General features: G+C 39.7%; 9 protein-coding genes. 8 read left to right on the top strand and 1 reads right to left on the bottom strand.

What is annotated here, in order from left to right; translation table 11 throughout:
• Positions 1-77: 77 nt before the first annotated feature.
• The 4 genes from ACT29I_RS19445 (at position 78) to ahcY (ending at position 6,700) form a co-directional block, all read left to right on the top strand.
• On the top strand, positions 78-911 hold the full coding sequence (locus ACT29I_RS19445; protein WP_430932899.1) for a hypothetical protein: 834 nt from the start codon (positions 78-80) through the stop codon (positions 909-911).
• A 126-nt stretch (positions 912-1,037) separates the two neighbouring features.
• A complete protein-coding gene (locus ACT29I_RS19440) occupies positions 1,038-4,148 on the top strand; it encodes an ATP-binding cassette domain-containing protein (protein WP_430932900.1) in 3,111 nt (1,036 codons plus the stop codon).
• 133 nt (positions 4,149-4,281) lie between these two features.
• A complete protein-coding gene (locus tag ACT29I_RS19435; RefSeq protein ID WP_430932901.1) occupies positions 4,282-5,220 on the top strand; it encodes a bifunctional riboflavin kinase/FAD synthetase in 939 nt (312 codons plus the stop codon).
• Between the two features lie 55 nt (positions 5,221-5,275).
• Positions 5,276-6,700, top strand: coding sequence for an adenosylhomocysteinase (gene ahcY, locus ACT29I_RS19430; RefSeq protein WP_430932903.1), 1,425 nt, complete (start codon positions 5,276-5,278; stop codon positions 6,698-6,700).
• 293 nt (positions 6,701-6,993) lie between these two features.
• On the opposite strand, the gene ACT29I_RS19425 is transcribed toward ahcY, so the two are convergent.
• Entirely contained in the window at positions 6,994-8,355 is a 1,362-nt protein-coding gene (locus ACT29I_RS19425; RefSeq protein ID WP_430932904.1) for a UDP-N-acetylmuramate--L-alanine ligase, read from the bottom strand.
• Between the two features lie 166 nt (positions 8,356-8,521).
• Here ACT29I_RS19425 and ACT29I_RS19420 point away from each other — a divergent pair, with 166 nt between their 5' ends.
• The 4 genes from ACT29I_RS19420 (at position 8,522) to rimM (ending at position 11,806) form a co-directional block, all read left to right on the top strand.
• Positions 8,522-9,571, top strand: coding sequence for a DUF3810 domain-containing protein (locus ACT29I_RS19420; protein WP_430932905.1), 1,050 nt, complete (start codon positions 8,522-8,524; stop codon positions 9,569-9,571).
• A 16-nt stretch (positions 9,572-9,587) separates the two neighbouring features.
• Complete coding sequence (locus ACT29I_RS19415) at positions 9,588-10,394, top strand: HAD family hydrolase (RefSeq protein ID WP_430932906.1); 807 nt, start codon at positions 9,588-9,590, stop codon at positions 10,392-10,394.
• A gap of 139 nt (positions 10,395-10,533) precedes the next feature.
• Positions 10,534-11,103: a 30S ribosomal protein S16 gene (locus ACT29I_RS19410; protein WP_430932907.1), complete on the top strand. Its 570-nt coding sequence runs from the start codon at positions 10,534-10,536 to the stop codon at positions 11,101-11,103.
• Between the two features lie 157 nt (positions 11,104-11,260).
• A complete protein-coding gene (gene rimM / locus ACT29I_RS19405; protein WP_430932908.1) occupies positions 11,261-11,806 on the top strand; it encodes a ribosome maturation factor RimM in 546 nt (181 codons plus the stop codon).
• Positions 11,807-11,848: the final 42 nt, after the last annotated feature.

Below are 11,848 nucleotides of genomic sequence, written 5' to 3'. Positions count from 1 at the left end.
GCAATAAATGAATTATTCAACATCTGTTAACCACAGTTAGAATAAGCTGATACACTTAAAAAGTAATACCTACACTTATGAAAAATAGTTTAAAATTTTGGGGTGCTACCTCATTGTTATTAGCCCTAATTATTGGATTTGCGTCGTGCAACAGCTCATCTAAAAAAGGCAAACAGACCGAAACTGCTCAAATTGAAAAGGCTGAAGTTGAAACTAAGGTTAGAGAATTCGTTTATCCTCTTCCTACCTCTTACGAAATTGTTGAAATGCTTAATGAGATCGAGGCATCCTATATTTTTGATTTGACAAACAATCCGGCCAATGCCGATAAGTACTCAACCGAAAAATCGTTGGCCCTTAATCTGGGCGTTTTTGGTGGCGACTTAAGTTATGCCAGTACTTACAATCAGAAACAAGAAACTGCCAATTTTATCGAAGCGTCCAGAAAAATGCTGGAAGGCCTTGACTTGTCTGCAGCAATAAGTGAAGATTTACCTGAGCAAGTTGAGGCGAATGAGGACGATAAGGAAGCGTTGGTGGAACTGATAACAAACTCGTTTTACGACACCTATGATTTCTTGCACAAAACCAACAGAGCTCCCGTATCTGCTTTAATAATGTCAGGAGCCTGGGTAGAAGGACTTTACATTGCCACCCACATCTCTGAAGAGACCTTCAACAGCAAGGAGATGGTTGAAATTGTTTTAAAGCAGAAGGATCCGTTACTGAAACTAATGGAAATTCTTGCGAAGTATAAGTCAGATCAGGGTGTTGCTGAAACCATTGCCGACTTATCCACTATGGCAAATATTTATGCCGGCATAGAAAGCACCGCCATAACACAAGAACAAATGATTCAAATTGCAGAAGAATCATTAAAGATCAGAAAGAAATTTATTGCTACCAAATAAGCAAGACGCACGGAATATCCTAAAAGCGATCATCTTAGGTCGCTTTTTTTTATGAATACCTGTATATTTATAGGTATCTTGTATTTTTATACCTAAGGACTTCGGTTAATCAAGTATCATAATGTTATGAGTGAAACTTTACTGGATGCATTAATGAAACTGTACGCTTTGCTTACTAATGTGCGCAAGGAGAGCAGGTTAGATAGTGCAAGGAAATTAATTGAACAGGAATTGCTCCGCAACTTTAATAAGGAATACGTGGACCAATATCTGCAGCGGTTCAATTTTTATATCCAGTCCTTTCATAAATATACATATAGCCCTATAAAGTCCAAAGCCGAAAAACAATCCACAGACAATTATAATCAGCTGAGCTCAATATGCGATGAATTAAACAAGGAACTTGAAAGCGAATCCAAAATATGGCTTTTCGTTCAACTTTTTGAGTTCATGCGCAAAGAAGAGAAAATAAGTACAATTGCCAACGAGGTAGTGGACAAGCTATCAAGCGGTATGATGATTGACCCGGTTGATTATCGGTTATTAAAATCCTTTATACTGCAAGGCCCCATGGAAGTTAATGATCCGGAAAAGGTACTTGTAATTAGTGGCCAGGAGGAACCTCCCATGCCTAGATTCAAACATTTGTACAATCCTAAACAACAAGTATATGTTTGGGTATTATATATTAAAAGCACACATACTTTTATTTTCAGATATTCCGGTGATAGAAACCTTTATTTGAACGGCCATAAAGTTGAAAGAAACAACTCATATATTTTGTCCGTAGGTTCTGTTATAAAAACTTCACGGATGTCACCTGTATATTACAGTAAGGTAGCGGAGGTTTTTGTACAAAAATCCGAAAAAGGCCGGATCATACTAAAAGCCAGAGATGTTGTTTACAAGTTTAACGACAAACAGACCGGCATCCATCGGTTTAGTTTTACCGGCAGGTCGGGGCAATTGGTTGGCATTATGGGAGGCAGCGGAACCGGGAAATCCACCCTGCTAAATGTGCTTAACGGCACTTACAAGCTTACTGGCGGATCGTTACGCATTAATGGACTTGATGTGCACCTGCACAAGGAAGAGCTGAAAGGCGTTATCGGATACGTTCCACAAGAGGATCTTTTGATTGAAGAACTCACCGTTTTCGAAAACCTGTACTTTAATGCCCAACTGTGCTTTAGCGATTTCAGTAAGGAAGAAATCGATGAGCTGGTAAACAATGCTATCAAAGACTTTGACCTGCTCGAAGCCCGTGACCTGATAGTCGGCAATCCACTAAATAAAATCCTAAGCGGAGGACAACGAAAACGATTGAATATTGCCCTCGAACTTATTCGGGAACCCTCTATACTGTTTGTTGACGAGCCAACTTCGGGCCTTTCTTCTATGGACTCGGAAAAGGTGATGGTATTGCTAAAACGCCAAACATTAAAAGGGAAACTGGTGGTCATTAATATACATCAGCCATCGTCCGATCTTTATAAATTATTGGATAAGCTGCTGATCATAGACAAGGGCGGTTATATTATATACAACGGAAACCCTATGGACGCCATCGTATATTTTAAGCAAAAAGCGAATTATGTTAATCCCGAAGACAGTGAATGCTATTTATGTGGTAATGTAAAGGTTGAACAGCCATTGCGAATTATCGAGGGTAGGATGGTTAACCCTAACGGTAGATTAATTCGTGAAAGAAAGATTAAGCCGGTAGAATGGTACGAAAACTATATAAGTGACATTGAAAGCAAGTTTGACTGGAAAAAATCCGAGGAACCTGACGAACGAGAGAAGTTACCACATAACCTTTACAATATTCCTGGCAGGATACGCCAGTTTTTAATCTATACTTACCGCGACAGCCTATCCAAATGGAAAGATCGTCAGTATATAATGATTAACTTTTTGGAAGCTCCCGTGCTTGCCTTGATACTTGGCTTCTTTACCAAATTTATAATTGGTACCGACACAAATCCCAACCTCTATATCTTTAGCCAGAATGACAATATCCCGGCATATCTCTTTATGACTGTTGTTGTTGCCTTGTTCCTGGGGTTAAATGTAAGTGCCGAGGAAATCATCAAGGATAAGAAACTATTGCAGCGGGAAAAATTCCTGAACTTAAGCAGGTTTAGTTACCTCAACAGTAAAATCACCATTCTGTTTGTAATTTCGGCGATTCAAACCCTAAGTTTAGTTTTGATAGGAAATCATATCCTTGAAATACAAGGACTTAATCTAAGTTACTGGTTAATTTTATTTTCTACGGCCTGTTTTTCCAACATGCTGGGTTTAAATATCAGTAGCGGTTTAAAATCAGTGGTTGCCATATATATTTTAATACCGTTAATTTTGGTCCCCCAGCTTTTATTTAGCGGTGTCATCGTTAATTTCGATAAACTTCACAGTTCCATCGCTCCCAAAGATTATGTCCCCCGAATAGCTGACGTGATGACCTCAAGGTGGGCATATGAAGCTTTAGCCGTCAATCAGTTTGCAAATAACGAATATGAGAAACATTTTTTTGAAGACGAGCAGATAATTAGTCAAGCCTCGTACTATTTATCATTATTGATTCCCCGACTCAAACAACACAACCTGAAATGTAAAGACTTTCTAAAAGCAGGTAACGTAAGTCAAGCTGAAGCACATAATACACTAATAATACGGGAATTATCCAAAATTGAGGAAAAACAAATTATTAATTTAGATCACGTAGTTAATCCTCTTTCCACTAACCTAAGCGAGTATTCCATTGAAAGAATGTCTTCGACGCTGGACAGTTTGGAATCTTTTTTTCAAAAGCAATACAAAACCTCCCGAAACCACAAGGATAATTCTTTCAGGGAACTTGAAGCTAAGCTCGGGGGCTCCGATAAGCTCTTTGAAAAAAAGCAGAAATACCACAATAAAAAATTGGCGGCGATGCTATTAAAAAAAGGCGAATTGAAACAAATTACCTTTAAAAATGGCGAGTACATTCCTAAAAAAGATCCTGTTTTAAGAAATGGAAGTTCTGAATGGGGAAGAGCACATTTTTTTGCCCCGAACAAAAAAATGGCAGGCATTACAATTTCCACTCCTATTTTCAACGTACTTGTAATCTGGCTTAGTACATTCCTTTTGTACATTACATTATATTTAGATGTGCTCAGACATATAATAAGTTACTTTGAGAAATTTAGGTTGAGACGCAGGTTCATGGTTTACCTGAATAAAGTATAGGGGGTGCACTGAGGCGTTGCTTGAATTGGAATGACGCATCGTATCTTGTTTGCCGATTTCCCTTCTATATCAAACGATCCTTGCATTATTCCCGTTTTTTAAAGTAATTTTGCCGATAAAGAATAAGTAAAAAATGAAAGTCTATTCCGATCCTGAATCTTTTTCTGGCAAAAACGTAATTGTAACCATTGGAATGTTCGATGGTGTGCATTTGGGACATACTAAATTACTTGAGCACTTGGTTCAACGGGCTAAAGAGACGAATGGCAATTCGGCGGTTTTAACTTTTTGGCCTCATCCCCGGCTTGTACTGAATAAGGAACCCCAAACGCTTCAGTTTATTACTACGCTGGATGAAAAAACTAAAATAATCAGCGAGTTCGGAATCGACTACCTCATCCTTCTTCCATTTAACAAAGAGCTGGCCAACTTAACCGCCGAAAAGTTTATCGAAAACTTCCTTATTGCCAAAATTAATATGAGCCACCTGGTTGTTGGTTACAATCATAGGTTCGGAAAAGACAGGTTGGCTGACTTCGGCGTTTACACTAGACTGAGCAAAAAACTCGGCTTTGGTATCTCACGTGTCGATGCTGTATACAAGGATGGCAAAGCCGTTAGTTCCACCGCTATCCGCCAATCCTTAAATGAAGGGAAAGTGGAAGAGGCCAAACTAATGTTAGGCTATGATTTTTCTATTTTTGGAACAGTTAGAGGAGGTCAAAGATTGGGTCGCAGGCTGGGTTATCCAACGGCCAATATTAAACCTAACGAAAATTATAAGCTAATACCGTCCACTGGCGTTTATGCCTGTAAAATACACGTAATGGGTAAAACATATGGTGGCATGTTGAACATTGGTGTTCGACCAACCGTTAATAAGGATAACGAACTTACGATTGAAGCACATATCCTGGATTTTAATCAGGATATCTATTCCGAAGAAGTAGAAGTAACTTTTATCAAAAAAATCAGGGACGAACAGAAATTTGATGGCATTGAAAGTTTGATACAACAACTTAAGACTGATGAAATAAATATCCGGAAGATTCTGTGTCCACTTATGCTATAAATATGCAAAGTATCTGATTTTTATTACATTTGCGTACAAAATTAAAAACAACAATATGTCTGAAATGTTAATAGATACACTTCCGTACAAAGTGAAAGATATGGCCGAAGCGGATTTCGGCAGAAAAGAAATTGAAATTGCGGAAAAAGAAATGCCCGGCCTAATGGCTTTACGCGAACAGTATGGGGCCAAAAAACCATTGAAAGGTGCCAAAGTAATGGGTTCGTTGCATATGACTGTTCAAACCGCCGTATTAATAGAAACGCTGGTTGAACTTGGAGCAGATGTGCGCTGGTGTAGTTGTAACATATACAGTACCCAGGATCACGCTGCAGCTGCCATTGCACAAACCGGAGTTCCCGTATTTGCCTGGAAAGGCGAAACATTGGCTGAGTATTGGTGGTGTACAGAAAGAGCATTAGATTTTGGTGATGGCGAAGGTCCCGATCTTATTGTTGATGATGGAGGTGACGCCACCATGATGATTCACCTGGGACGTGACATCGAATCGGATAAATCTATTCTTGACAGAGATTACAGCGGAGAAGGTGAAGACTACAGAGAGCTTGTTTCACGCCTTAAACTGGAGTTCGAAAAGAACCCTACACGTTGGACAAAAGCTGCAGAAAAATGCAAAGGTGTGAGTGAAGAAACCACCACCGGCGTTCATCGTTTATACCAAATGATGGAAAAAGGAGAGTTACTGTTCCCTGCTATCAACGTAAACGACTCGGTAACCAAATCAAAATTCGACAACCTCTACGGATGCAGGGAAAGCCTGGCTGATGGTATCAAGAGAGGAACAGATGTAATGGTTGCCGGCAAAACCGTACTGGTTTGCGGATATGGTGATGTTGGTAAAGGATGTGCGCAAAGTATGCGTGGATTCGGTGCACGGGTATTGGTTACCGAAATTGACCCTATTTGTGCATTGCAGGCTGCCATGGAAGGATATGAGGTAACAACAACCGAGGATGCACTGTGCGAAGCTGATATCTACGTAACCACAACAGGAAACAAAGATATCTTAACCATAGAACACATGGAAAAAATGAAAGATCAGGCCATTGTTTGTAATATTGGTCACTTCGATAACGAAATCCAGGTTGAGAAACTAGAAAACTATCCCGGTATCAAGGAAAAAAACATTAAACCTCAAGTTGATTTGTTCGAATTCCCTGATGGACATGCGATTATCCTTTTATCTCGCGGTCGTTTGGTAAACCTTGGCAATGCAACCGGTCACCCAAGTTTTGTGATGAGTAACTCGTTTACCAATCAAACCTTGGCTCAGCTGGAACTTTGGAAAAACGATTACAAAATTGGCGTTTACACCTTACCTAAACGATTAGATGAGGAGGTTGCCCGTTTACACTTAGCGAAGTTAGGGGTTAAACTAACTCAATTATCAAAAGAACAAGCGGATTATATCGGTGTTCCACAGGAAGGGCCATATAAACCGGAACACTACAGATATTAAACAAATTTAGTACTTGCAAAATATATTAATAGGGGCTTACGATTTTTCGCAAGCCCCTTATTTATCCCAACATTGTTAGTAAAATTCACCGCAATTCCAGTTCCATCAATAATATATATGCATTGCTAAACACAGCCATGTAAGATTTTCTATCCCAATAACAACCAGGGCCACTGATGCCTGCCGAATTTCTCAAATCCCTAATGACAGCTCTCGGTTTATCGTAGTATTCCAATGCGGTTTTATGCTCAGGACCTCCTATTAAATATAGGCTCGGCACGCTGTAAAGTTGGCTATTGTTTAACCAACTTGTCTGCAAACTCTATAAAATCTATGCCCGAAAAATTACCTGAACTCATAAAAAGAAGATTGGTATTTTCCCATGTTGATTGTAGCAATAATTCCTGGAGTTGTGCAGTATCAGAAAAAACAGTCACATTACTTGTTCCAAAAGCCTCATAAACCATTTTTTCGTCAATTTCCGGGAGCTTTTTATGTTGAACTACCTCAGGATTAAAATAAACATAGGCCATGTCGGCATCCGCCATGGTATTTTTATATTGCGGCAAAAATTCCTTGTTTAAGCTGCTAAACGTATGCAATTCCATACAGGCCACTAATTTCCTTTCTGGATATTGATTTTTTACCGCCTTAACCGTCGCACTCAGTTTGGACGGTGAGTGGGCAAAATCAAGAAAAACGGCGGTATTGTTCTCATCTATTAAAGTCTGCAATCTTTTTGCCGCCCCTTTAAACGAAGCTATGCATTCGAAAAACTTGTTGTCATCAATCCCCAACTCCGCACATATAATTCTGGCTCCATTTAGGTTCTGAAGGTTATGTGCACCAAATACAGATAACACAAAGCGTTCATCGTTAAAAGTAACCACCGACTTGCCATCCTCCAAAACCGAAGGTAATTCATCATAGGCCAAACTCTTAATATCCTTTCGCAAATGCTGTGAGATATTCTGAAGCTCTTCATCCAATAAATACCAGATTAGTGTAGCATCCTGTTCCAGCGAATCGGCAAATATTTTAAACTGATCCACATAGTTTTCCCAAGTGGGGAATACATTGATGTGATCCCAGGCAACACCGGTCAACAGGGCAATGTGCGGTTTGTACCAATGGAATTTAGGGCGCAAATCGATGGGTGAAGACAAATATTCATCTCCTTCGAAAATAGCAATGGGAGCATCGTGCGAAAGCTGAACCATTGTATCAAATCCTTCAATTTGCGCTCCAACCATATAATCGAATTTGTATTCCAGCTGCTTCAATACATGCATCACCATAGAGGTGATGGTTGTTTTCCCATGACTTCCCCCAATGACCACACGTTTTTTATCCTTGCACTGCTCGTATAAATATTCAGGATAAGAATACACCTTTAAATTAAGCTCCTGCGCTTTTACTAACTCGGGATTATCTTTGCGCGCATGCATCCCTAAAATGATCACATCGATTTCCCCGTCTATTTTCTCGGGAAACCATCCAAATTCATCGGGCAATAACCCATGTTTGTTCAAACGGCTACGCGACGGATCAAAAATCTCATCGTCGGACCCGGTTACCTTATATCCTTTTTGATGTAATGCGATAGCCAGATTGTGCATGGCAGCACCTCCAATGGCAATAAAGTGAATATGCATAGTAAAATTTCTATCTTTGTTTGTTTAGATATTTACACTGTTTACAAGAGATCATTGGCTGACTATTATAACTTTTTCAGTGCAGATCCGATTTTTATTGTAAAATTTAACGCTTATCGTTACTACTTACGTTAATTAACCCAACTTATTTAACAAATATAACCAAATGCAAATAAAACCATCCTATATTAAAAAATCCATTCCCTTTATACTGGTTGCCCTGACCTTTTTGTTACAGATTATTTTTAAAAACAATCCATCTTTAACCGAAAGGTTTTATTCTACAGGTATCTATCCGTTCATTGCCCGCGTATTATCTGCTATTTCGGGCTTAGTGCCATTCTCACTTGACGATGTTTTTTATGTCTGCTTAATCCTGGTTCTATTGGCAGGCTCAAGCATGGTCATCTTCCGAAAAATGAAATTTAAAAAGTATTTGCTGAGCGTGTTGCAAATTACAGCGCTTGTTTATATCTCGTTTTACTGGTTATGGGGTTTCAACTACTACCGCGAACCTGCACATAATCGCTTCCATCTGAACAGGAGTCACGCCAACGATTCTACATTTGTGTCCATGTTTAACCGCATCATTGAAGAAACAAATAACAGCTATACCCCTTCCTCCGGTTTCCATAAAGATACCTACGATTCTGTGTTGGAAAACTCGTACAAAAACCTGTCCCATTATCTTAACTTGAATCATTCAATGGGAAAGCGAAGAATAAAACATATTACTTTTAGCAACTTTTTTGCGAAGGCCACTATACTAGGCTATTACGGCCCCTTTTTTAACGAAACCCATATTAACAAACATCTAACCGTTTGGGACATCCCTGTTGTTTCGGCACATGAAAAGTCGCACCAGCTGGGAGTTACCAGCGAAGCGGAAGCCAGCTTTTACGGTTGGTTGATTTGTGTGAGCAGTGATGAACCATTTGTGCAATATTCAGGTTGGTTATATGCAATGGATTATTTCATGCATCAATCCAGTAGATTGGAAAAAAGAAAAGAGCTCATAAAAAAAATCAGGCCTGAGGTTATTGAAGATATCAAAACCCGGAACAAGCATTGGCGGGGCTGGCGCAACGCCAAAATTGATAAAGCGGCTTCTAAAGTGAACGATGCTTACTTAAAATCGAACAGCATTGAAAAGGGAATTGATGATTACAACGGTGTTGTTCAGTTGATTATTGATTATTTGCTCCAGAATGGTTAAACCCAAAAACATACCGATGATAAAACTAATTGTTGCCGACATGGACGGTACGCTATTGAATTCAGACCATGAGCTATCTCCAAAATTTGAAGACACGTACAATGAATTAACCCAAATGGGAATCCGGTTTACCGTGGCAAGCGGCAGACCCTATTATACACTTCTCCCACAGTTCCAACATATTAATCACGACATTATTCTTATTGGCGACAATGGCGCCTATATTGGAACGCATCCGGAACCTGTTGTGATGAACCCCTTTACGCAGGAAGAGGTAGCTGAAATTGTAGCTGCCGGACGTAAAATCTCCGATGTTCATCTGATCCGCTGTACACCGGAACGCCCTTATACCGAATCTGACAATCCACTTTTTATACAAGAGGCTAAAAAGTACTATCCGAATTTAAAGATTGTGGATAACATAAATGAATTGACGGAAAAAACACTAAAGATGGCCATCTACGATGCCAAAACTTGGCAATTAAACAGCGGTGACGCCTGGGATATTTTTATTGACAAATTTGTTATTGCAAAATCGAGTAAGGTTTGGGTTGACTTGATGCCGCTGGGCGTAAACAAAGGGGCTGCCATAAAATACCTTCAAAACAAGCTTGGAATAAGCAAAGAGGAGACCATGGCTTTTGGCGATTTTCATAACGACATAGAAATGTTGCAAACGGCCTTTCATAGCTATGCCATGGAAAACGCACATGAAGATGTTAAAAATGTGGCCAGGTTTCAAGCCCCAAGCAATAATGATGACGGAGTAATAAAAGTGATTGAAAACGTTGTTTTAAATGGAAGACTTAATCGCTTGGCATAATCCGTCCACCGATTAATCCGATTCATACAGATTTCAACAATAATGATTTAAAACATTGCCTGTTAACAAATAATAGTTACCTTTGCAGCCGCAAAACAGAGTTTTTGCATCATTTGTTAAACAAATAAAATTTAAACACATGCCAGTAAAAATTAGACTAGCAAGACACGGACGTAAAAGGCATGCTTTCTACCACATAGTGGTAGCTGATAGCAGATCACCACGTGATGGTAAGTACATTGAGCGTATTGGATCGTACAATCCAAACACCAATCCTGCTACTGTCGATTTGAACTTCGATAAAGCGTTAACTTGGTTAAACAACGGAGCGCAGCCTACTGACACTGCAAGAGCAATCTTGTCGTACAAAGGGGTAATGATGAAGAAGCACCTGCTTGAAGGTGTTAAAAAAGGCGCTTTTGACGAGGCTGAAGCCGAGAAGAGATTCCAGGCATGGCTGACTGAAAAAGAAGCTAAAATCCAAGCTAAAGTTGACGGACTTGCAGGTAAAGCTGCCGATGAAGCCAAAGAACAGTTTGAGCGCGAAACGAAAATCAACAGCGAAAGAGCTGAAGCTATCGCCAAGAAAAAATCAGAATTGATTGCTGAAGCTGAGGCTGCAAATGCGCCGCAAGCTACTGCTGATACTGAAGGCGAAGAAGCTGCAAGCGAAGGTGAAGCTGCTGCTGAAGAGCCAACTGCCGAGTAAGGAAAAAGATCTTAGTTATCCTTGATAAAATTAAACCCTCATTTTACGATGAGGGTTTTTTTGTACCGTATAAAAATCATGTTCCTAAAAAAAATGGCGGAATATGATTTATAAGGTGCTGCATTTTTCTATTTTTAACCCGTTAACATGTAATGGTATGCTTTTAAAAGAAAAATCCACACAAATAGGCTTTATTCAAAAATCCCATGGCGTTAAAGGCGAGCTTGCCCTTACGCTACATGATGGGTTCTACACCGAGGACCTTGCTCCCGAATTTATTCTTCTGGAAATCGACAATGGCCTGGTTCCCTTTTATGTGGAATCGCACCGCATTAAAAGCTCTAAAAGCATGCTGGTAAAACTGGAAAATATTGACACGGAAACCAGGGCAAGCGAACTGGCCGGAACCCTGGTTTACGTTGAAAGTTCTACCCTTGAACAGGAAAAAGAACTTACCAACAACGCATTCATCGGATATACCGTAAACGACAAAAGCAAGGGTTTTATCGGTGAAATAACGGAAGTTCAGGAGATATCCAACAACCCTCTATTCGTACTTGATTTTGAGGGCAAGGAAGTACTGTTCCCGATCAATCCGGACTTTATTATCGAGATAGATGATTCGAACACCACCTTGAAGGTGGACTTGCCCAACGGATTAATCGACCTATACCTTGGCGAAGATGATGACGAAGACATTTAAACCCGGATTATGTATTGGAGGTTCGTCATGAGCATTGCAAGT

This window comes from Saccharicrinis sp. GN24d3, assembly GCF_052400645.1.
Classification (GTDB): Bacteria; Bacteroidota; Bacteroidia; order Bacteroidales; family Marinilabiliaceae; genus Saccharicrinis.
Note: the sequence above shows the minus strand (reverse complement) of the source record. Positions and strands in the feature narration are given on the sequence as shown.